Genomic DNA, 21,535 nt, shown 5'->3' on the forward strand with positions numbered 1-21,535 from the left:
TGGACTTCAGGGCGACCGGGGTCGCCGATGAAGGCTGTGCAGACACGATGTCCACAGAAAGCGCTTGTAGTATCGCGCTGGACTTATCCGGGATTCAAGACAGCGGTTTTGTTTGCCACATGCAAGCGTCGGGAATTCCAAGCTTCTTGGCGAGGTGCGAGCTTTGCGCGGGTAATCTACCCACGGCGAGGCAGTTATGTGCCATCCAGATGGCACATAACCACCGGTGGCAACGACCGGGAAAACAGAGAGGTGCTGATGGAGTTGCGCGCCACGACCACTACAGGTAGTGGTATAAATTCGCCGAAGCACCGTATATAGTATATGCGCTTCCTTGACACCCCGCGTCTGTTAAGCCTAGACTCGGTGCCGTTGATGGTTCCCCACCCAGGGATTAAAAGGGAATCCGGTGCCGAGTCTGACTCGAATTCCGGGGCTGCCCCCGCAACTGTAATCGGCGAGCGCTTCGCCAACACATGCCACTGGATGCGTCCGGGAAGGTAGGTGAAGCGCGCTGAACCGAGAGCCAGGAGACCTGCCGCAACGAACTTTCTTTCATGGTTTTGGGGCGGGGTGTCCCTGACGAGAGGTTTATTGCGTGTCTTTCTTGCCGTTCGTTCGTCTGGCCGATTCGACCACGGGTTGCTACCCGCTGGCGTCGCGGCTGGTCGCGTCGAATTCCGGCCTGGCGCAACGTCGATTCTCCGCCCCCCGATACGGAGAATCGCCTTGCAATCGAATATTCACGCCCTTTCCGCCAGCAGCGAGTATGCCGTGGCTGCCCTGCAGGTCATCCGCCGCAACGGCGCCGTCGTTCCCTTCCACGCCGACAAGATCGCCGTTGCGCTGACCAAGGCTTTCCTCGCCGTCGAGGGTAGCCAGAGCGCCGTATCGTCGCGGGTTCGCGAAGTCGTTGCCCGGCTGACCGATGCCGTGGTCCGTTCGCTGACCCGTCGCCTGCCCGATGGCGGCACGGTGCAAATCGAGGACATCCAGGACCAGGTCGAACTGGCCCTGATGCGCTCCGGCGAGCACGACGTGGCCCGGGCCTACGTGCTTTACCGCGAGCGCCGGGCGGCGGAACGCGCCACGCTGGCGGTGGCGCAGGGCGCGCCGGCGCTGCATGTGACGGTGGATGGCGAGCGCCGGCCGCTCGATGCCGGGATGCTGCTGCAGACCTGCGAGGCCGCCTGTGCCGGGCTGGGCGAGGTGGTTTCGACGCGGACCATTCTCGATCAGGCGCTGAAGAATCTCTACGACGGCGTGCCGCTGGCCGACGTGCAGCAGGCGCTGATCCTCGCCGCGCGCACGCTGATCGAGCGCGAGCCGGCCTACAACCAGGTCACCGCCCGGCTGTTGCTGGCCAGCCTGGGGCATGAGGTGCTCGGCCGCCCGCTGGGGCTGGACGAGATTGCTACGGTCAACGGCGAATATTTGCCAAAATTCATCGCGCAGGGCATCGCCGCCGAACTGCTCGACCCGCGCCTCGCCACCTTCGACCTGCCGCGCCTGGCCGCCGCGCTGAAGCCGGAGCGCGACCGGCAGTTCGGCTACCTCGGCCTGCAGACGCTGTACGACCGCTATTTTCTGCACATAGCCGGGCGCCGCATCGAGCTGCCGCAAATCTTCTTCATGCGCGTCGCGATGGGCCTGGCCTTGAACGAAATCGACCGCGAAGCCCGCGCCATCGAGTTCTACGACCTGATTTCCAGCTTCGATTTCATGTGCTCGACGCCGACCCTGTTCAACAGTGGCACGCTGCATTCGCAACTGTCGTCGTGCTACCTGACCACCGTGGCCGACGATCTGGAAGGCATCTACCAGGCTATCAAGGAAAACGCCCTGTTGCAGAAATACGCCGGCGGCCTGGGCAACGACTGGACGCCGGTGCGCTCGCTGGGCAGCCGGATCAAGGGCACCAACGGCCAGAGCCAGGGCGTCATTCCCTTCCTGAAAGTGGTCAACGACACGGCGGTCGCCGTCAACCAGGGCGGCAAGCGCAAGGGCGCCGTGTGCGCCTATCTCGAAACCTGGCACCTCGACATCGAGGAATTCCTCGACCTGCGGAAGAACACCGGCGACGAGCGCCGGCGCACGCACGACATGAACACCGCCAACTGGATTCCCGACCTGTTCATGAAGCGGGTCATCGCCAACGGCGAATGGACGCTGTTCTCGCCGGTCGATGTGCCCGATCTGCACGACAAGTTCGGCGCCGAGTTCGAGGCGGCTTATGTCGGCTACGAAGCGCAGGCGGCCAGCGGCCAACTGAAGCTGCACAAGACGCTTCCCGCCGTGCAGCTCTGGCGCAAGATGCTGACCATGCTGTTCGAGACCGGCCATCCGTGGATCACCTTCAAGGACGCCTGCAACCTGCGCTCGCCGCAGCAGCACGTCGGCGTCGTGCACTCAAGCAACCTGTGCACCGAGATCACGCTGAACACCTCGGACGAGGAAACCGCCGTCTGCAATCTCGGCTCGGTCAATCTGCTGGCCCATTTGAAGGACGGCCAGCTCGATCAGGCCAAGCTGGCGCGCACCGTGCAGACGGCCTTGCGCATGCTCGACAACGTCGTCGACATCAACTTCTACGCGACGCCCAAGGCGCGCAACGCCAATCTGCGCCATCGCCCGGTCGGCCTGGGCATCATGGGCTTCGCCGATTGCCTCTACGAAATCGGCCTGCCTTACGCGTCGACCGCGGCCGTCGAGTTCGCCGACAAGACCATGGAAGCCGTCTGCTACCACGCCTATTCGGCATCGAGCGAACTGGCCCGCGAGCGTGGCCGTTATTCCAGCTACACCGGCAGCCTGTGGGATCGGGGCATTCTGCCGCTCGATTCGATTCGGCTGCTCGAAGCAGGGCGGGGCGGCCACGTCGAACTCAACCGCGACTCCAGCCTCGACTGGGCCGGACTGAAGGAGCGCATCGCCCGCCACGGCATGCGCAATTCCAACTGCGTCGCCATCGCGCCGACGGCGACCATCTCCAACATCGTCGGCGTCTCGGCCAGCATCGAACCGGGCTACCAGAACATCTACGTCAAATCCAACCTGTCCGGCGAATTCACCGTGGTCAACGCAGCGCTGGTCCGCGACCTCAAGGCGCTGAATTTGTGGGACGAAGTGATGGTCGCCGACCTCAAGTACTTCGACGGCTCGCTGGCCCGCATCGAGCGCGTGCCGGACGAACTGAAGGCGCGCTACGCCACCGCCTTCGAGATCGACCCGGTGTGGCTGATCGAAGCGGCCGCCCGTCGCCAGAAATGGATCGACCAGGCGCAGTCGCTGAACCTCTACCTGGCGCTGCCCTCCGGCAAGAAGCTCGACGAAATCTACAAGCTGGCCTGGCTGCGCGGCCTGAAGACGACCTACTACTTGCGCACGCTGGGCGCCAGCCAGGCGGAGAAAGCCGGGGCAGGGACGATGCCGTGACGTCGGAAGAACCGAAATTTTGCAGCATCGACAATCCGGAATGCGAGGCCTGCCAATGAACGTCAACCAACCGCAAGCGATGACCATGCTTTCCCCGTCGCTGCCGCGTCGCATCCTGCGCCGTGACGGCTCCGATGTGCCCTTCGAAGCCGACCGTATCGCCTCGGCCCTGGCCCGTGCCGGTGCGGCCAGCGGCGAATTCGATGCCGACGAGGCGCAACTGCTGACCGCCCGCGTACTGAAGTTCCTCCGCCATCGCTACGGCCACTCGGCGCCGGGTATCGAACAGGTGCAGGACGTCGTCGAGAAGACCCTGGTCGACGCCAACCACCTCGCCACCTTCCGCGCCTACGTCGCCTACCGCGACCAGCACCGCCGCCTGCGCGCGGACCGCAAGACGCTGGTCGATGTCGCCACCGCCATCGACGAATACGTCGACCGTGCCGACTGGCGCGTGCGGGCCAACGCCAACCAGGGTTATTCGCTGGGCGGCCTGATCCTCAATGTCTCCGGCAAGGTCATCGCCAATTACTGGCTGTCGCACGTCTACCCGCCGGAGATCGGCCAGGCGCATCGCGACGCCGACCTCCACATCCACGACCTCGACATGCTGTCCGGCTACTGCGCCGGCTGGTCGCTGCGCCAGGTGTTGTTCGAGGGCTTCAACGGCGTGCCCGGCAAGCCGGAAGCCGATCCGCCGAAACACTTCTCCAGCGCGCTGGGCCAGATGGTCAATTTCCTCGGCACCCTGCAGAACGAATGGGCCGGCGCCCAGGCTTTCAGCTCCTTCGACACCTACCTGGCGCCTTTCGTCAGGAAGGATGGACTTTCCTACGAAGCGGTGCGCCAAGGCATGCAGGAATTCATCTACAACCTCAACGTGCCGTCGCGCTGGGGAACCCAGACGCCATTCACCAACCTGACCTTCGACTGGGTCTGCCCGGAGGATCTGCGCGAGCAGGTGCCGGTCATCGGCGGCGTCGAGATGCCCTTCGCCTACGGTGACCTGCAGGCCGAAATGGACCTGATCAACCGCGCCTACATCGAGGTCATGAGTGCCGGCGACCGTCGGGGCAGGGCCTTTACCTTCCCGATTCCGACCTACAACATCACCGAGGATTTCCCGTGGGAGTCGGACAACGCCGAACGGCTGTTCGCGATGACCGCCAAGTACGGCCTGCCTTACTTCCAGAATTTCCTCAACTCGGACATGAAGCCCAACCATGTCCGTTCGATGTGCTGTCGCCTGCAGCTCGACCTGCGCGAGTTGCTCAAGCGCGGCAACGGCCTCTTCGGTTCGGCCGAGCAGACCGGCTCGATCGGCGTCGTGACCATCAACTGCGCCCGCCTCGGCTATCTTCACGCCGGCAATGAGGCGACGCTGATGGCCCACGTCGACCGCCTCGCCGACATGGCCCGCGACAGCCTGGAACTCAAGCGCAAGGTCGTGCAACGCCTGATGGACGACGGTCTTTTTCCCTACACCCGGCGCTACCTCGGCACCTTGCGTAACCATTTCTCGACCATCGGCGTGAACGGCATCAACGAGATGGTGCGCAATTTCACCGCCGGCGCCGCCGACATCGCCAGCCCCGAGGGCCACGCGCTGGCGCTGCGCCTGCTCGACCGCTTGCGCGACAAGATGCGCGACTACCAGGAAAGCACCGGCAATCTCTACAACCTGGAGGCGACGCCAGCCGAAGGCACGACCTACCGTTTCGCCAAGGAGGACAAGAAGCGCTGGCCCGCCATCCTGCAGGCCGGCACGGCGGACAAGCCGTACTACACCAATTCGTCGCAACTGCCCGTCGGCTTCACCGACGACCCGTTCGAGGCGCTGACCCGGCAGGACGAACTGCAGACGCGCTACACCGGCGGCACCGTGCTGCACCTCTACATGCGCGAACGCATTTCCAGCCCGGCGGCCAGCCGGCAACTGGTACGCACGGCGCTGTCGCGCTTCCGGCTGCCCTACATCACGATCACGCCGACCTTCTCGATCTGCCCAAAACACGGCTACCTGGCCGGCGAGCACGAGTTCTGCCCGAAGTGCGATGACGAAATCCTCGCCCGGCGCGGCCAGGCACATTGAAATTCCCCCCACTGCGAAAGGAAGAAACCATGTCTAAAAAGAAGTCCCAAGCACTCCTGAACGACGCCGAGCGCCAGCGCTGCGAGGTGTGGACCCGCGTCATGGGCTACCACCGGCCGGTTTCCGAGTTCAACCCGGGCAAGCAGAGCGAGCACGGCGAACGCCGGCACTTCGTCGAGCCGTGCCCGGCATCGCATGCGTGACGCCGAACTGGTGGTGGGCGGGCTGACGCCCTTCACCACCATCGACTTCCCCGGCCGGCTGGCCGCCGTGGTTTTCTGCCAGGGTTGCCCGTGGCGCTGCGGTTATTGCCATAACCCGCACCTGCATTCCCCGCAGGGCAGGGAAAGGCCGTGGAACGAAGTGCTCGACTGGCTGGAGACCCGGCGTGGCCTGCTCGACGGCGTCGTTTTCAGCGGCGGCGAACCGCTGCTGCAACGTGGCCTTTGCACCGCTCTCGGCGAAGTTCGGGCGCGCGGCTTCGCCACCGCGATGCATACGGCCGGCATCTACCCGGAACGTCTGGCGGCCGTACTGCCGGCGCTCGACTGGGTTGGGTTCGACGTCAAGGGGCCGTTCGAGGACTACCGCCGCATCACCGGCGCCGACGGCGGCGAAACGGCGCTGGCTGCGCTGGATGTCCTGCTCACTGCGGGGACGGACCACGAAATACGCTGCACCGTGGATACCGGGCTGCTGGATGCCGACGCGATTGCCCGGCTGGCACGCCAGTTGGCGGCTCGGGGTATCTCGCGGCTCGTTCTGCAGTCTTGCCGCGGGGTCGGGCAGCCGGCACAACTGCCCGACGCTCTGCTCGACGCAGCGGAGGCCTATCTGCCGCAGGTCGAATCGAGATAAGCGGATTAACCCATTTCACTGAAAGAAAGCCCGATAACAATGAATGCACCATCCCCCCACGCCTTGTTCAATGACTGGGAACTGCCGACACCCACGACCATGGAAACAGCGGCTGACCCCAGGGGCGACCCCGAAAAACCGGCAAAAACCGAAGTCGACCGTGGCATTTCGCCGGTCGCTCCGGTTCTCGCTCCGATCAACGCCGCCGACAAGCGCATCGTCAACGGCAAGGCCGACATCAACCAGCTCGCCCCGTTCAAATACCCGTGGGCCTGGGAGTTCTTCCTGAAGGCCAACCGTAACCACTGGACGCCGCTGGAAATCGGCATGGCGCAGGACGTGCACGACTACCACCACAAGCTCTCTGCCGCCGAGCGCCACGTCTTCGAGAACGTGCTGGCCTACCTGACGACTTCCGACATCCTCGCCATGCGCAACATCGGCCTGGCCGTCATGGAAAAGATGAGCGCGCCGGAAATCCAGATCTACCAGGCCCGCCAGGTCTACGAGGAAGCGCTGCATACCTGGTCCTACCAGCACTGCATCGAAAGCCTCGGTATCGACCAGCAGGAAATCTACAACCGCTACCGCGTCGTGCCGGAAATCCACGGCAAGATCGCCCTGGCCAACCGCCGGCTGGAGAAGGTGCTGCACCCCAAGGGTACTTCCTGCGGGGCGCGCTCGGATTTCGACCTCACCGACCGCGCCAAGCTGCACGAATTCGCGCTTTCGTACTTCTTCTTCGCGGTGATTTTCGAAGGCTGCTGGTTCTACAACGGCTTCACCCCCGTCTTCGCGCTGCAACGGCGCGGCCTGATGAAGGGCGCCGCCGAGCAGCTGCAATACATCATGCGCGACGAGGTGCTGCACTGCGCCTTCGGCATCCGCGTCATCCGCGAACTGCTGATCGAGGAAAACCTGAGCCTCGACCCGGCCGCCCTGCGCGAATTGTGGGACGAAGCCGAAGCGGCCGAAACCGCCTACGCCGGCTACATCCTGCGCGAACCGATTCTTGGCTACAACGCCGAACTGCACGTCGCCCAGTTCCGCTTCATCGCCAACCGGCGGGCCCGCCAGGTCGGGGTCGCCGAGCCGTTCCCGGGGGCTGAAAACGTCCTGCCCTGGCTCGACGAACAGGCCAACCTGCGCAAGGAGAAGAACTTCTTCGAAACGCGGGTGACGGAGTATCAGACGGGCGGGGCGCTGGCTTGGGGTTAAATCCGAGCGACGCCCATTTCCAGCGGCTTGAGTAGTGAGCGTCGGCTTCGCCAAAAAAATCCCCCACAGCCTTTCGGCCATGGGGGTGAAATCAACTCAAGCGGCTTGCCGTGCCTCGTCGGCGTCGACCTTCGCGCTACCGGCTTCGTCCTTGTCCAAGTCGAGCTGCTTGAGCAACTCGCGTTGCCGGACCAACAGATCGGTCAGCCGGCCTTCATGCTCGAAGGACCGGGCCAGTTCCAGCCGGAGGTCTTCCAGCCGCTTGCGGCGGGTTTCCAACTGGATCCCGGCATCGGCGTGATGCTTGCCCACCGATTCCAGCGCACCCAGCAAGGCGGCCACCAGCGCCGGACCCGTTTGATAGGGCTCGGCGTTGTACAGGCAATGTCCCGCCAGGTACAGGTTGGGTGTCTCGTCGCCGCGGGCCGCGAGGATACCGAGGTCGAAGCCGCCGAATCGGCCGACGATCCGTTCGATCATCCGGCTGGCCGTGCGTACCTCTTCCTTGGCCGTCCTCACCAACCCGCGCACAGCCTCGCCGACCCCATCGGGGCCGACGATCTTGCGCCCCGCCAGTTCCACGGCAATGCCCAGCATGGTCTGCGGCTCGATCCGGGCCGCATCCTGCGCGTACAGCGCGACCTTCTTCTCCAGCGCCTCGATCATCATCGGCAACCGGCCCACTTCGCTTTCGTTGGCGTAGCGCTGGTTGCGCCACACCGAGAACAGCGTCGAGAGCTTGGCCACCTCCGCGTCCACGCCGGCTTTCTCGATCACCAGCGGATTGCCTGACGCCAAGGCTTTCACCTCGGCATAGGACAGCGCCGCCAGTTCTACATCCTCCAGCGACCGGATGCCCTGGTCGCCCTTCATCACCTGGGCAATGAAGCGCGCCTTGGTCTCCAACGTCTGCCACATGTAACTGTCAAAACTGCCTTCCGTGACATACCGGAAGATTTCCACCTCCTCGCACTCATTGCCCTGGCGCAGGATGCGCCCCTCACGCTGCTCGACGTCGCAGGGACGCCAGGGCGCATCGAGGTGATGCAGGGCCGTGAGACGCGTCTGCACATTGGTGCCCACCCCCATCTTGGCGGTGGAGCCCAGCAGCACCCGCACCCGGCCCTCGCGCACCGCCTTGAAGAGCGTCGCCTTCTGGACATCGGTCTCGGCATCGTGGACGAAGGCGATCTCCTTCTCGGGGATGCCAGCCCCAATCAACCGGTTCAGTAGGTCGTCATAGACACTGAAGCTCTTGCCGCCCTTGGGGGACGACAAGTCGCAGAACACCAACTGGGCGCCGCGAAACTCCGCCGTGCGTTGCCAGATGGCATGGACCTCACGCACGCAGGCGGCCACCTTGCCGTGCTCGTCGTAGCGTGCCAGCGGCGCCACCAGCCGGAAATCCAGCGCGGCCTTGCGGCCGTCGGTGGTGATCGCCAGCATGTTGTCTTCGTTCGGCTTGACGTCGCCGTTGCGGATGGCTTCCGCCCGCTGGACCAGCGTCTGCACGAAGGCCTTCAGCGACGGGCTCGCCGGGCAGGCGACGATGCGCGGCTTGCCGCCGCGCAGCTTCGGCACCGGCAGATCCAGCATCTCCGCCGTGCGGATGTCGGCTACTTCGCCGAACACCGCCATCAGCTCGGGCACGTTGATGAACCGCGCGAAGCGCGTGTGCATCCGGTAGCCACTACCGTCCGGCGCAATCTCCAGCGCCGTGACGCTCTCGCCGAAAGTGGCGGCCCAGGCATCGAACTGCTGCAGCCCGAGCTCCTCCAGCCGGTTGGGCTGCAGGTACCGCATCATGGTGTGGATCTCGGCCATGGTGTTGGCCACCGGAGTCGCCGTCGAAAACACCACCCCACGCTGCGCATGCCCATGGAGTTGCATCGTGTAGCGCGTCTTCAGGAACAAATCGAAGGCGCGCTCCGAACTGGTCAGCGGCAGGCCCGCCACCCGCGTCATCTTGGTGAACCGATAGAGGTTCTTGTGCAGATGGGCTTCGTCCACGAACAGGGCGTCGATGCCCAGCAATTCCCAGCTGAGCAGGTCATCCTTCTTCTGGTCAGCAGACAGCTTTTCCAGCCGCACCACCCAGTTCTTCTTCATCGCCTCGAGTTGCTTGACGATCCGGTTGGACCGGTCGTTGCTCTTCTCGGCGCGTACCGCCATCTCTATTTCATGGATGATCTCCTTGATGAATCGCTCGCTGAATCGCGGCGACATACTGATGCGCTCGAAGCTCGAGTGCGTGATGACTACCGCATCCCAATCCCCGGTGGCGATGCGCGACACCAACTCGCGCCGGCGGTCGCCTTCCAGGTCTTCCTTGCTCGCCATCAGCACCGACGCGTTCGGATAGAGCCGGACGAATTCCGCCGTGTACTGGGCCAGCATGTGGTTGGGGACCACATGGCAAGGCTTATTGACGAAACCCAGCCGGCGCAACTCCATGCTGGCGATGACGCATACTGCCGTCTTGCCGGCACCGACTACGTGGAACAGCCCGGTGTTGCCGGACTGCACGATGCGCCACACCGAATCCAACTGGTGCGGATGCAGCACGAAGCAGCGGGAGAATCCCGGCAGCTTCAGGTGCGAGCCATCGAAGCGCCTGGGCCGCGTGGCGTTGAACAGGTCGTTGTAGATCCGGCACAGCTTCTCGCGGCGTTCGGTATCTTCGAAGGCCCAGACGGCGAACCGCTCCTTGATGAGGCCCAGCTTCTCCCGCGCCGCCAGCGTCTCGTCGGGATTGACGAAATACTTGTCGGTTAGCGGATCGCGGTCGCGCACGGTCGGCACCTGCACATTGAGCGCGCACTGCACGAGCTCGATCGCGTTCATGCGCGAGGTGCCGAACTCCTGGGTCACCTTGACGTTCTGCCGCGCTTCCCACTCGCTGTATTTCACCGACCAGGCGCCGGCTTCGGCCGAGTAGCCCACCTGGCAGTCCTTGAGTTCCAGGACCTGCTGGATGAACGCCTCGACATCGAGGGCCGGAATCCACACCGCGCCCAGGCGCGGCTCGATGGCCGCCGGTGGCAGGTCTTCCGGTTGCACCCGTTCCAGCGCGTCGATGTTGCGCTGGTAGGTACTCCCGGACAGCACCGCCTGCTTGAGCTTCGCTTTCACGTTGCCCGACAGGTAGTCGTCGGCGGTCTTCCACTCCCCGTCGGCCGGGTCGAGGAAAACCTGTCCCGCTCCGGCCAGTGCCTCCAGCACCGCCGCTTCGGGTGCCCCAAGCAGTTCGGCCATGTAAGCCGGATCGACCCGGCCACGCCACTGGACGGACGCAGCCAGCGCTTCGGCCGGCTCGCCCGCGCTAATCGGTTCGATGACCCGGGTCAGCGTGCGCCGGGTGAACAGCGCAGCCTTACGGGCCGTGTCCGACTCCTCGTCGTAATGCTCCAGCGACAGCAGCAGCGGATAGTCCGGGTCGCGCCGGAACGCCAGCGCGTTGGCGCGGGTGGACAGGCAGCCATAGCGCGACACAAAGCGCTCGTAGGTTCCATTGAGCATGGCTCGCAGGTGACCCAGGCGAGCGTCGCCCTCATCTGCCAACTGCGCGTCGAGCAGGGCCCGGGCGTGGTCGCGGATGGCACACAGGCCGGTGACGCGGGCCCGCTGCGTAGCATTGAGCTGGTCATGGACGTCGACCATCTCGCTGCCCTCGACCCGATGCACCCGCCCCTGGTGGAGACGGTAGCTGCCGGGACGGGCACCGGCCTCGGCCGGGACCACCACTCGCAGCGGGGCTGCCTTGTGCGCCACCGGCTGGTAAGCACCAGCAGGCAGCAAAGCGATGCGCTCGGGTAGGGCCGCCTCCAGGTCGCCCTCGAACACGGCGACCGGGACTTCCTCGTAGCCATTGCTCTCGCGGCGGATACGGCCAATGCAGAACTGGGGGTGCTCGGCGTACCAGGCGTTGATCTGCAGGTAGCGCTCGTAGCACTGGGGATGCCGGAGACTGTCGGGCACCGTGCCCAGCTTCAACCAGTTGGCCTCGACCGTCTCGGCCCGCTGCCGCTTGCGCAGGAACAGGATGTCGGTCTGCACTTCGGTCGAGGCGATCCCGGCGAAGGTGCCCTTGGGGAGCCGGATGGCACCGAGCAGGTGAGCCTGACTTGCGATGTACTCGCGCACCGCGTCGTATTGGCCATCCATCGTGTGGCTGCTGGTGATGAAGCACACCAGCCCACCGGGGCGCACCAGGTCGAGGGCACGACCGAAGAAGTAGTTGTGGATGCTGAAGCGGGCATAGGCCCGGTTGCTCGCGTCGGCGACCTTGTACTTGCCGAAGGGGACGTTGCCGATCACCAGGTCGAACCAGTGGTCGGGCAGCGGGGTTTTCTCGAACGGGGAAATCCGCACGTCCACGCCGCCGGGCGCGTAGAGCGCCTTGAGGATGCGGCCGGAAACCCGGTCGATCTCGACAGCGGTGGCGCTGCTGCGCTCGGCCAGATTTCGCGGCATGGCGCCGATAAAGTGGCCGATGCCGGCGGCGGGTTCCAGGATGCGCCCGCCGGTGAAAGCGAAGCGCTCCACCGCCTGCCATATCGCGTCGATCACGTGGACCTCGGTGTAGTGGCTGTTGTTGACGGATGCGCGCGCCGATTCGTAGTCCTCGGCGGGAAGCAATTCCTGCAAGCGACGGGCACGTTCGGCCCAGGTGCTATCTGGGGCTTCGAGATTGAAGCTGGCGGGCAGGCCACCCCAGCCGGTGTAGCGCTGAAGAACTTGGCGATCATCCGCATTGGCTGGCCGGCCTTCGGCTTCGATCTGGCGCAGAAGCGTGATGGCTGCCAGATTGGCCTCGAACTTCGCGCTCTGGCCGGTCAGGTGCTCCAGGTCGGCGCGGGTCAGTTGCGGCCAGAGGATGCGCGGGGCGGCCTCGGTTGCGGTGGCCACCACCCGCCAGTTGGCGCGGACGGTGGCCACAAACTGCTCTTGCTCGACGTCGCTGAGGTTCTCGTCGTGGATGACCTCGACAGGCTCGGCGGGCTCGCAAGAAACGGAAAGGCAAACCTGCTCTGCAGGGTGGGGCAGGGCTGGGGCCGCCGGGTCGAACCCGGGCAGCCACAGGGAAGGCGCGGTAGGACGGGCCATCGGTGTGTTCTCCAAGGAATACGGGGAACACAGCGACCCCATCGGGGAGGCGGGCTCCCCGGGTGGGATGGGCAAGAAAACGGTCGTGGACGACCGGTTGGCAAAGGCCAGACGTACGCGACTGCGCCGGACTTCATGGCGAAACCGGCAGATCGGGTACGAGGCGGCGAACGCCAAGGGCTTGGAAACCCGCCGACGAGCGTCGGCCGGCGCAGGGCTCAGTTCAGCGTGGTGCGCGGAACCAGGGGCAGCGATCGAACGCTGCCACAACAAAAATGCGGGTAACGACCGCAACGCCCGAGGCGACTCGGGAGCGCTCGAACGAGCGCGCGTTGGCCGAAGCCAGATGCCCTAACAGTGTGCCGTCCGGCGTGCAGCCGTGCGCACCGCTCGGCCATTCGCCTGCGAAATCCCTGGTGGAGCAGGCGGGTTGCGGGTGGCAATCGGTTGAGCGCCCACGAGTGGTCGGTACTGTACGGGGCTCGGTGCGCATCCGACCGTCACAGATGTGAGACTGAATGCGGAATCCGGTTTCATTGACTGCGCGAGCCGGTAAGTGCTGACCGAAGCACTGCTCCTAAACCGGCGGTGTGCGGTCAGTGCCGGTCATCCAGCGGCTCGAAGAATCTGAGCTTTAATGGTGCGTAAGCCATCAGGGACCGTCTAATCAACGCTGCTGGTAATTGGCCTCCTCCTCCTCCTCGGCCTTTGCTGCCGGACAGGAAGCGCCGATTGGGCGGCGGCAGTGCTCCATTCAGCCGTCACGCGGTGAGCAGGCACCAGGTTGATTAGGTGGGCTGCCCGAAAGAGCTGTCTTTATGCGTTCATGCAGGACCTGACACCCAACATTCCCGCATGCCGTGCTTGGCAGAACATCTCCTTGGCGCTGGGCATCAAAGTTGTATTTCTGGGATTGGGCCTGTTCGGTAGCGCAACCATGTGGATGGCTGCGTTTGCCGACATGGGGGCCAACCTGCTGGTCGTCGCCAACGGGTCTGCGGATGTTGCGAACCTCCGCGCCACAAACCAAAGCCTGATTAGCAACAATCGTCAGCCAGTCTCACGTGTTGAGAGTGAGCATCCGTAGAGTGATTGCCATCAGACTACGAGAGTAGCCATCATGGCGATGAATCGAATCCAATTTCAACCGGGGCTGTCGATGCCGGAATTTCTCAAAGACCACGGTACCGAGACGCAATGCGAACAAGCGCTCGAAGCGGTACGCTGGCCGGAAGGGTTTCGCTGCCCGCGGTGCGCAGGTACGGGGCACTATGCGCTGCGCGATGGCCTGCGCAAGGTCTTTCAGTGCAGCGCCTGCCGTCACCAGACCGCTGATTGCCGGAACGGTATTTCAGGGCACCAAGCTGCCCCTGAGTACTTGGTTCCTGGCGATCAACCTGATCAGCCAAAGCCAAGACCGGCCTGTCGGCGCTGGCCTTGAGGCGCCAATTGAGCGTGAGTTACCCCACGGCCTGGCTGATTCAGCACAAACTGATGCAGGCCATGGCCGACCGGGAGGCGCGCTATGCGCTGGAAGGCAAAGTCCAGGTCGATGATGATGCCTATCTGGGTGGCGAGCGCACTGGTGGCAAGGTCGGGCGCGGTTCCTAGAACAAGGTCGCCTTTGTCGCCGCCGTCTCCCTGACGGATGAGGATCGTCCGCTGTGGGTACGTGCGACTCACACCGGTGCCGGGTTTTACCCTCAAGGCAGTGGCTGCCTGGGCCAAGGAGCACCTGGCCTCGGGAAGTACGGTGTTCTCCGATGGCTTGGCCTGCTTTGCAGCGGTCACCGAGGCCGGCTGCACGCATCACCCGACAGTCATGGCTGGATGCAAGCCGAGGGAGGTCCCCGAGTTCAAGTGGATCAACACAGTGCTCGGCAATCTCAAGACCAGTTTGTCGGGTTGCTACCATGCTTTCGACTTTCAAAAGTACGCGGCGCGCTACTTGGCTGCCTTCTGCTACCGTTTCAATCGGCGGTTCGAGCTGCGTACGCTTCACCAGCGTCTTCTGGTCGCCGCGGCCACTTCCGCACCCTAGCCGCTTCGCTTGATCCGGTTGGCTGACGTTCATTGCTAATCAGGAACCAAAGATTGAAGACCCGTTGTTGGTCGGCATCGGCAAAAGCAGTGGGGCCGTCAGCAAGCCAGTCGTACGCCTATTTCGGTCTCGCCATGGGCCGATTTTGCGAAAGCCTCCCCGTCATGCATCCGGGCAATCGCGCTAACGATGGCGAGCCCCAGCCCATGATTCTGGTGGCCATGGCTACGCGAGGCATCTACGCGGAAAAAGCGATCGAAGATATGAGGCAGGCTCTCAGTGGAAATCGGTTCCCCTTGATTGATCACTGAGAGCTTGATGTGTCCACGAGTTTCCGCGGCGATACGAATCACGATTGAACTTCCGCGCTCGGCATGCCGAGCCGCATTACTCAGCAGATTGGACAGGACGCGCCGGAGTAGTGCCGCGTCGAGCAGGACCGATGCATCGCCTTCGATAGACCATTGAAGGTCGGATTCGATCAGCACCGCTTCGTAGTAGTCGGCCACTTCGGCGCAGAGCTGGGCAAGGCTTTGAACAGGCATTCTCCGGGCTTTAGCACCACGGTCGGCTTGTGACAGGAACAGCATGTCGGTGACGATGCCCGACAGCCTGTTCATTTCTTCGAGATTCGAACCGATGCAATCGCGTAGGCGTTCGTCCTTGTCGTTACTACGCAAGGCCAACTCGCTGCTGGCGATGATGTTCGCCAGTGGGGTTCTCAATTCGTGCGCCACATCGGCATTAAACCCTTCGAGCTGCTGATAGGCCTTTTCCAGTCGATTCAGCAAATCGTTGAACTGATCGACGAGAACTTGCAACTCGGCTGGAATCCCTTCTGTATCCAGGCGCTTGTCGAGAGAAAGGATCGCGAGACTGCGCGTTTGCTGAGCCAGCGTCCGAATGGGGGCCAGTCCGAAATAAACGATCAGGTAGCCGCCCAGGGTGATTGCGGCACTCCCGATCAACGCAGCCCCCAGAGGATGGCTGCGAGGCGATCCAGAATCGCTTCATCGGGCGCAGTCTCAAGTGCCAATTCGGCAACGGCAAAATCTGTCCTCTGTGCTTCATCGGGGAGCGCAAACGAATAAAAACGAGCTTTTGACGGCCACGCGCTCGGCGTCGAGATGAAGCGAGTCTCACCCAGCCGATCGATCAACTTGAGATGCGAGTCCCGATTGATTTTCAGAAGATCTTCCAGGTCATGCTCAAGCGACCCCGGTTGCAGGTGTGCCGGTGTTTCTTCAAACAGGTGCTGAATTGCCGTACTGAGCTTTTTAAGACGCAGGTCCTGTTGTGTTTCAAGGTTGGCCTTGACCGAGAAAAAGACTCCAAGGCACAAACATCCGAGGACACCCAAACTCAGCGAAGCGAGCCAGCGTATGAGGCGACCGCTCAGCGTCGGATTGATCATCCTTCCGAGTCTCATTCGCGCAGTTCGAGGACATAACCCATGCCGCGCACGGTATGCAGCAATTGCGTCTCGAAGGGCGTATCCATTTTGGCGCGAAGTCGCTTGATTGAAACTTCTACTACATTGGTATTGCTATCGAAGTTCATATCCCAAACCTGCTCGGCAATCTCAGTGCGCGATAGCACCTCGCCTTGTTTCCTGAGAAACAGAGAAAGCAGCAGGAACTCCTTGGCACTCAGATCGACGCGCTGACCGTTCCTGGAGACCTTGCGGCGAGCCAGGTCCATTTCAAGATCATGCAATACAAGACGGTTCGATGGGGCTTCCGGTTGCAGCGGCGCCGACCGGCGCAGCAGACCCTGGATTCGAGCGATCAGCTCAGAAAAGGCAAACGGCTTGACCAGATAATCGTCGGCGCCGGTCTGCAAACCGTTAACCCGGTCCTCCACTTTGCCCAGCGCTGTCAGCATCAAGACCGGTGTTTGTTTCTTGGTGCGCAAGGCGGCCAACAAGGAGAGCCCGTCCATGCCGGGCAGCATGGCGTCGAGGATGATGGCCGCGTAGTCGAACTCCAGACTCATGTGGAGTCCAGTGACGCCGTCGTGGGCAAGGTCAACGACGAAGCCTGCGGTACCCAATCCCTTTTGCAGGTACTGGGCAAGCTTTTGCTCATCTTCGACAACCAATAGTTTCATTTCTTCACGAATCGAAAGATGTCAATTTTGTAAACTTCCTGTTGGCGTTCTGTCACTGCTGATTTTTTATAGTTCATCCATGCCGTTCAGTTGTTCGGCATGCCCTAAACCCGATGAACCGAAACATCAATGAAGGAATTTCATCATGAACGTCAAACAAGCCCTTTCCATTCCCGTTCTCTGTGCTGGATTGGCCCTATCAGGGCAGGTGTTGGCCGAGTCGGTCATGCACAGCACGCCGGAGGGTCCGACAAAATTCTACCCGACGCACGATTCGAGCAGCAAATCCGCCCAGCAGGTGCAACAGGAACTCGATAACTTCAAACGCAACCCGGTTAGCGCTGACGGCCAGTATCGCTATGTTGGCGGTGACCAGGGCTGGGTGCTAATTCCGCACGAATATGCCTATCGTGATGGGAAATGGCAACACGTCGACAAACTCCAGCACAACACGCCTGCGCCATCCATGGTGATGACCCCGGAAGAAAAGAAGCAGCGCGAGGCGTTGTACCAGGGCGGTTAATGATACGCCAAGGAAGGATGTGTCGTCCATTGGATGATGACCAGGGAAACGCTGGTCATCATCCGGTCGCCTTACAATTCAATCCCCTCCGGAGACTTGGTTTTTGAACACACTTCTGTTCTGTTACTATTCACCTCATGCGTCGCTGGCTATCCATTTTCCTGGTGATTGTCTTGCCGCTCCAGATTTCCTGGGCGCTGGCAGCGACCTATTGCCAGCACGAAACGGGATCGGCACAGCGCTTCGGTCATCACGACCACAAGCACGACGCTGAAGATAACGAGAAACTGGCCAAAGCTTCTCCTGCCGACGTGGACAATGATTGTGCTGTCTGTCATGCAGGCTCTATTGCCGCATTGACCGCCTTCTGCAGTTCGCTGCCCGAGATCGGGGTAGTTGCTGATCATTTTCAGACAGTCCCGTTTCTGAATTCCCTGGTTGCTGCGGCCTGAGCCGCGCGCTGTGCCATTCCTGCTTGCCGGATGGTGCCCCGCCGATTCCCCAACGTGTATTTCATCACTGGAGAATCGGATGTGCCCAAGAAATTTAGCTGCCACGTTGCTGCTCCGAACCTGTTCGGATTCACGGTGTTTGCCAGCACCAACCTCTCGGCGCAGATGCAAGACGCGCTGTCCGCAACAACGTTTGCTCCTGCGCTCGCCAAGGCAGACTGCTGATAAAGCCTCCAAGCGATTGGGGGCTTTAATTTTTTATAATATCGGCATGCTCAAGCCTGCCTATCCTGCCCAAACGGAACTGGAGATGGTGACGTTGGAGAAACTGGTAATCGGCGCCCGGGCCGCAGGTGTTTGTTTGATACTGAAGCGCAAAGGAGAAATGAAATGAAAAACACGATCTTGGCAGCTATATTGTCTACCGTTGTGCTCTTGATGCAGCGCCAGCAGTGGATGTGGCAGCAGCCGCAATCGCGATAAGCCGCCTGCAGGGCGCGCTGAACATTAAGACCGCCGCGAGCCTGATCGTCGTTCTCGACGGCCTGCCGCCGCGTGTAGAGTATGGCGCTAATTTGCCGAATGCCCTCCGATTGCGCGATAACCCTGTTGCGATTACACTGCTAACCGTGACCAAACAGCTTTTGTTCATCCTCTTGATGCTGATACTGCCGCTCCAGTCTGTCTGGGCGGCGGCAAGCGCCTATTGCCAGCATGAACAGGGCACCGCCATGCATCATTTCGGCCATCACGCGCACCAGCATCAGACGACGGACAAGTACAAGTCGGGTGGCGGACCGCAGGCCACCTTACATGCGGACTGCGCCTTTTGCCATCTCGGTTTCGTGGGGGTTCTCACGTCCTCGCTCGACGTACCCCGGCCTACCCCGGCATCCCCGGCAGTCTCGCCAGAAATCAGCTTCCTCCCCTCCATCTTCCTCGAAGGCCCCGAGCGGCCCAAGTGGGCTTCCGCCGTCTGACCCGGCGGGACGCCCTTAATCTCTAGCTTCCCCTTTGCGGCTTGACCTGCACCTGCAGGCACGCATGCGTTCCATCGGATTTCTCCCCCCGATCCATCAAATGGAGATTTCGACGCGATATGCTTTCGAACAATTATTGCGGGCGCTTCGCTCGCTTCACCGCAGCGGTGGTTCTTTCGGCGGTTGCGCTGGGAACTCGGGCGGCCGAGCCCCCGCTGACCCTGGAACGCGCCTGGCAACTTGCAGAAGAAGCCAATCCCACCCTCAAGGCGGCGCAAGCCAGCCTGTCTGCCGCCGAGGGGCAACTCACCGATGCGCGCGGCCTACTCTGGAATAACCCGCAACTGGCCGCTGAACGCGCCCGCCGCAAGGTGCCGCAGCCGGGCTTGGGAAATGACGTCCAACGCGAATGGCGCGCCGAGATTTCGCAGACTCTCGAGATCGCCGGGCAGCACGGCTATCGCCGGGGAGCGGCCGAGCAGGATTTGTCCGCGTTCAAAGCGACCGTCGAGGAGACCCGCCGCGAGGTGCGCGCCGAAGTCGCGCAGAAGTTTGTCCGCGTCCTGGGGTTGCAGGCGCGCACCACCATGGAGGCCGAACTCGTCGGCCTGATCAGGGATGCCGCTGGCGCGGCCAAAAAACGCTTCGAAGCCGGCGAGGACACGAGGCTAGATGCCAATCTCGCCGAAGTGGAACTGGGGCGCGCCGAGAATCAGCTCGAAGCGGCGCGTGAGCAACTCATCCAGGCGCGTGCCAAACTCGCCACCACGCTGCAACTGCCGGCCGAGGCGCTGCCGGAAGTGCAAGGGGCGCTCTCCTCCGAAGCCGGCGTTCCTTACACCTTGGAGCAGCTACAGGCCGTGGCCGCCGACCGGCCCCTGCTGCGCGCCCTCGACCATCATGAGCAAGCCGCCCGCAGCCGCCTCGGCCTGGAGCGCGCCGCGGTCTATCCGGACGTGACCGTCGGGCTCTTCGCGGGCCGCGAAGGGCCGGGAGATGTGCGCGAGCGGATCACGGGCCTCTCCGTATCGCTGCCCCTGCCGCTGTTTCGCCGCAATGCCGCCGGCATCGGCCGGGCCTCCACCGAGCTCACCCAGACCCAGATCGAGCGGCAGGCCGCCCTCCGCGACACGCGCGCGACGGTCCTCGCCGTCTGGCAGCGGCTGGACAGCCTGCGCGCTCGGGTGCAGCGGCTGGAGCAGGTGGTCCTGCAACGTCTGCAGGAAAACCAGCGCCTGTCCACCACCGCCTACCGCGCTGGCGAGATCAACCTCACACAGTTGCTGCTCGCCACCCGCCAGGTCCTGGACACCCGCCGCGAGGTGCTGGAGGCCATGACCGATCTCGCCCTCACCCGCGTCGAACTGGAACAGGCGGCGGGCTGGAGCAGGGAGAAGGCGCAATGAAGCGTTCCGGCCCTCTCCTTCGCCCATGCCCTCCATCGAGAAACTACGCAGCGAAAGATCATTCATGAAACGCACATTCCCACGAGTCGGACTTCTTGCCCTCGGCTTGTCGGCCTTGATCCTCGGCGGCTGTGGCAAGAGCGAGGCACCGCAGGCCTCCGCCTACAAGAGCACGGTCGCTGACAAAGCTGAAGAAGAGCGTTCATCAAAGGACGCGCCCGGCGGGCAAAAGGACGAGCATGGCGAGGCGGAGTCGTTGAAGCTCAAGCCCGAGGAGATCCAGGCCGCCGGAATCAAGATCGAAGACCTCGCGGAGCAGGTGGTCAGCGAGCAGTTGACGCTGACCGCCACCATCCGCCCCAACCAGGATCGCATCACGCACGTGGCACCGCGGGTGCCAGGGCGCGTCGTCAAGGTCAACGCCAACCTGGGCGATCAGGTGAAGGCTGGGCAGACCTTGGCCGTGCTCGACAGCCTTGAAGTGGGCGAGGCGCACTCGGCCTATCTCCAGGCGGCCACCCAGCACACCGTAGCGAAGGCTGACTTCGAGCGCGCCGAGAAGCTCCATGCCGACCAGATCATCGCTGCGAAGGATCACTTGCGCGCCCACGGGGAGTTCGAGAAGGCGAAAGCCGCGCTCGCGGCCGCCGCCGACCGGCTGCGCATGTTGGGCGTGACCCCGGCGCCCGCCGCCGAAGGCAAGGCGGTGTCCACCTTCCCCCTCACCACCCCGTTTGCCGGTACGGTCATCGAAAAGCACGCCATCCTCGGCGAACTGGCCCAGCCGGACAAACAGCTCTTCATCGTGGCCGACCTCTCGACGCTGTGGATCGAAGCCAACCTGTTCGAGAAGGATATCGGCCGCGTGATGCCCGGAGCGGCGGCGGCCGTCACCGTCGCAGCCTACCCGGAAGAGATCTTCCCCGGCCGGCTCACCTACATTGCCGCCAGCGTGGACAAGGAGACGCGCACCGTTCAGGCGCGGGTGGAGGTCGCCAATCCTGACGGACGGCTCAAGCCCGAGATGTTCGCCACCGCTGCCATCACTACGAACGGCACGGGCGGCAAGGGCGGCCAAGTCAAGGCACTGCTACTGCCCGAAGAGGCGGTGGTGCTGATGCAGGGCCAGCCCACGGTGTTCATCGAGGAGCATGGTGCCTTCGAGCCGCGCGCCGTCGAGCTGGGCGACAAGCTGCGCGGCCGGGTCGTGGTGAAGAACGGGCTCGCCGCTGGCGACAAGGTGGTGACGGCAGGGACCTACGCCCTCAAGGCGCGGGTCATGAAGTCCCAGCTTGGCGAAGGCCACTGAGGGGAC

General features: G+C 63.0%; 16 protein-coding genes, 1 pseudogene and 1 riboswitch. Of the genes and pseudogenes, 13 read left to right on the top strand and 4 right to left on the bottom strand.

Going from position 1 to position 21,535, the window contains the following annotated elements; genetic code table 11:
- The first annotated feature begins 359 nt into the window (after positions 1-359).
- A riboswitch (cobalamin riboswitch) is annotated at positions 360-558 on the top strand.
- 171 nt (positions 559-729) lie between these two features.
- Genes NQE15_RS13615 through NQE15_RS13635 form a run of 5 tightly spaced genes read left to right on the top strand, consistent with a single transcriptional unit; the run spans position 730 to position 7,603 of the window.
- Entirely contained in the window at positions 730-3,435 is a 2,706-nt protein-coding gene (locus NQE15_RS13615; protein ID WP_265942163.1) for a ribonucleoside-diphosphate reductase subunit alpha, read from the top strand.
- A gap of 55 nt (positions 3,436-3,490) precedes the next feature.
- Complete coding sequence (locus tag NQE15_RS13620) at positions 3,491-5,527, top strand: ribonucleoside triphosphate reductase (RefSeq protein WP_265942165.1); 2,037 nt, start codon at positions 3,491-3,493, stop codon at positions 5,525-5,527.
- 29 nt (positions 5,528-5,556) lie between these two features.
- The gene (gene nrdD, locus NQE15_RS13625; protein WP_265942167.1) at positions 5,557-5,730 is read left to right on the top strand and encodes an anaerobic ribonucleoside-triphosphate reductase; all 174 of its coding nucleotides are present in this window, start codon (positions 5,557-5,559) and stop codon (positions 5,728-5,730) included.
- The gene (locus NQE15_RS13630; RefSeq protein ID WP_265942169.1) at positions 5,723-6,385 is read left to right on the top strand and encodes an anaerobic ribonucleoside-triphosphate reductase activating protein; all 663 of its coding nucleotides are present in this window, start codon (positions 5,723-5,725) and stop codon (positions 6,383-6,385) included. Before nrdD ends, NQE15_RS13630 begins: the two co-directional genes overlap by 8 nt.
- Before the next feature lie 39 nt (positions 6,386-6,424).
- On the top strand, positions 6,425-7,603 hold the full coding sequence (locus tag NQE15_RS13635; protein WP_265942171.1) for a ribonucleotide-diphosphate reductase subunit beta: 1,179 nt from the start codon (positions 6,425-6,427) through the stop codon (positions 7,601-7,603).
- 96 nt (positions 7,604-7,699) lie between these two features.
- Here NQE15_RS13635 and NQE15_RS13640 read toward each other — a convergent pair whose 3' ends face one another.
- On the bottom strand, positions 7,700-12,709 hold the full coding sequence (locus tag NQE15_RS13640; RefSeq protein ID WP_265942173.1) for an Eco57I restriction-modification methylase domain-containing protein: 5,010 nt from the start codon (positions 12,707-12,709) through the stop codon (positions 7,700-7,702).
- A gap of 826 nt (positions 12,710-13,535) precedes the next feature.
- Between NQE15_RS13640 and NQE15_RS13645 the strand changes: the two genes are divergently transcribed.
- On the top strand, positions 13,536-13,796 hold the full coding sequence (locus NQE15_RS13645) for a hypothetical protein (RefSeq protein ID WP_265942175.1): 261 nt from the start codon (positions 13,536-13,538) through the stop codon (positions 13,794-13,796).
- A 33-nt stretch (positions 13,797-13,829) separates the two neighbouring features.
- Positions 13,830-14,750: pseudogene (locus NQE15_RS13650) on the top strand (IS1595 family transposase).
- Between the two features lie 98 nt (positions 14,751-14,848).
- Here the strand turns inward: NQE15_RS13650 and NQE15_RS13655 are convergent.
- Genes NQE15_RS13655 through NQE15_RS13665 form a run of 3 tightly spaced genes read right to left on the bottom strand, consistent with a single transcriptional unit; the run spans position 14,849 to position 16,859 of the window.
- A complete protein-coding gene (locus tag NQE15_RS13655; RefSeq protein WP_265942178.1) occupies positions 14,849-15,718 on the bottom strand; it encodes a heavy metal sensor histidine kinase in 870 nt (289 codons plus the stop codon).
- The gene (locus tag NQE15_RS13660; RefSeq protein ID WP_265942180.1) at positions 15,715-16,164 is read right to left on the bottom strand and encodes a hypothetical protein; all 450 of its coding nucleotides are present in this window, start codon (positions 16,162-16,164) and stop codon (positions 15,715-15,717) included. The genes NQE15_RS13655 and NQE15_RS13660 overlap by 4 nt, the downstream gene beginning before the upstream one ends.
- Before the next feature lie 11 nt (positions 16,165-16,175).
- Positions 16,176-16,859, bottom strand: a complete 684-nt coding sequence (locus NQE15_RS13665; protein ID WP_265942182.1) for a heavy metal response regulator transcription factor — start codon at positions 16,857-16,859, stop codon at positions 16,176-16,178.
- Between the two features lie 145 nt (positions 16,860-17,004).
- Here NQE15_RS13665 and NQE15_RS13670 point away from each other — a divergent pair, with 145 nt between their 5' ends.
- The 6 genes from NQE15_RS13670 to NQE15_RS13695 all read left to right on the top strand — a co-directional run bounded on the left by NQE15_RS13670 (position 17,005) and on the right by NQE15_RS13695 (position 21,529).
- Positions 17,005-17,382, top strand: a complete 378-nt coding sequence (locus NQE15_RS13670; protein WP_265942184.1) for a hypothetical protein — start codon at positions 17,005-17,007, stop codon at positions 17,380-17,382.
- Positions 17,383-17,519: 137 nt separating this feature from the next.
- A complete protein-coding gene (locus NQE15_RS13675; protein ID WP_265942185.1) occupies positions 17,520-17,834 on the top strand; it encodes a hypothetical protein in 315 nt (104 codons plus the stop codon).
- 81 nt (positions 17,835-17,915) lie between these two features.
- Complete coding sequence (locus NQE15_RS13680; RefSeq protein ID WP_265942187.1) at positions 17,916-18,059, top strand: hypothetical protein; 144 nt, start codon at positions 17,916-17,918, stop codon at positions 18,057-18,059.
- A gap of 233 nt (positions 18,060-18,292) precedes the next feature.
- Positions 18,293-18,814, top strand: coding sequence for a DUF2946 family protein (locus NQE15_RS13685; protein ID WP_265942189.1), 522 nt, complete (start codon positions 18,293-18,295; stop codon positions 18,812-18,814).
- Positions 18,815-18,933: 119 nt separating this feature from the next.
- Positions 18,934-20,220: a TolC family protein gene (locus NQE15_RS13690; protein ID WP_265942191.1), complete on the top strand. Its 1,287-nt coding sequence runs from the start codon at positions 18,934-18,936 to the stop codon at positions 20,218-20,220.
- A 64-nt stretch (positions 20,221-20,284) separates the two neighbouring features.
- The gene (locus tag NQE15_RS13695) at positions 20,285-21,529 is read left to right on the top strand and encodes an efflux RND transporter periplasmic adaptor subunit (protein ID WP_265942193.1); all 1,245 of its coding nucleotides are present in this window, start codon (positions 20,285-20,287) and stop codon (positions 21,527-21,529) included.
- Positions 21,530-21,535: the final 6 nt, after the last annotated feature.

It is taken from the genome of Dechloromonas sp. A34, from assembly GCF_026261605.1.
Lineage (GTDB): Bacteria > Pseudomonadota > Gammaproteobacteria > Burkholderiales > Rhodocyclaceae > Azonexus.

Excerpts from the sequence above, each read along its gene's own strand:
- NQE15_RS13620 (WP_265942165.1), top strand. The coding sequence starts at position 3,491 with ATGAACGTCAACCAACCGCAAGCGATGACCATGCTTTCCCCGTCGCTG.
- nrdD (WP_265942167.1), top strand. The coding sequence starts at position 5,557 with ATGTCTAAAAAGAAGTCCCAAGCACTCCTGAACGACGCCGAGCGCCAG.
- NQE15_RS13630 (WP_265942169.1), top strand. The coding sequence starts at position 5,723 with ATGCGTGACGCCGAACTGGTGGTGGGCGGGCTGACGCCCTTCACCACC.
- NQE15_RS13635 (WP_265942171.1), top strand. The coding sequence starts at position 6,425 with ATGAATGCACCATCCCCCCACGCCTTGTTCAATGACTGGGAACTGCCG.
- NQE15_RS13640 (WP_265942173.1), bottom strand. The coding sequence starts at position 12,709 with ATGGCCCGTCCTACCGCGCCTTCCCTGTGGCTGCCCGGGTTCGACCCG.
- NQE15_RS13645 (WP_265942175.1), top strand. The coding sequence starts at position 13,536 with ATGCAGGACCTGACACCCAACATTCCCGCATGCCGTGCTTGGCAGAAC.
- NQE15_RS13660 (WP_265942180.1), bottom strand. The coding sequence starts at position 16,164 with ATGATCAATCCGACGCTGAGCGGTCGCCTCATACGCTGGCTCGCTTCG.
- NQE15_RS13665 (WP_265942182.1), bottom strand. The coding sequence starts at position 16,859 with ATGAAACTATTGGTTGTCGAAGATGAGCAAAAGCTTGCCCAGTACCTG.
- NQE15_RS13670 (WP_265942184.1), top strand. The coding sequence starts at position 17,005 with ATGAACGTCAAACAAGCCCTTTCCATTCCCGTTCTCTGTGCTGGATTG.
- NQE15_RS13675 (WP_265942185.1), top strand. The coding sequence starts at position 17,520 with ATGCGTCGCTGGCTATCCATTTTCCTGGTGATTGTCTTGCCGCTCCAG.
- NQE15_RS13690 (WP_265942191.1), top strand. The coding sequence starts at position 18,934 with ATGCTTTCGAACAATTATTGCGGGCGCTTCGCTCGCTTCACCGCAGCG.
- NQE15_RS13695 (WP_265942193.1), top strand. The coding sequence starts at position 20,285 with ATGAAACGCACATTCCCACGAGTCGGACTTCTTGCCCTCGGCTTGTCG.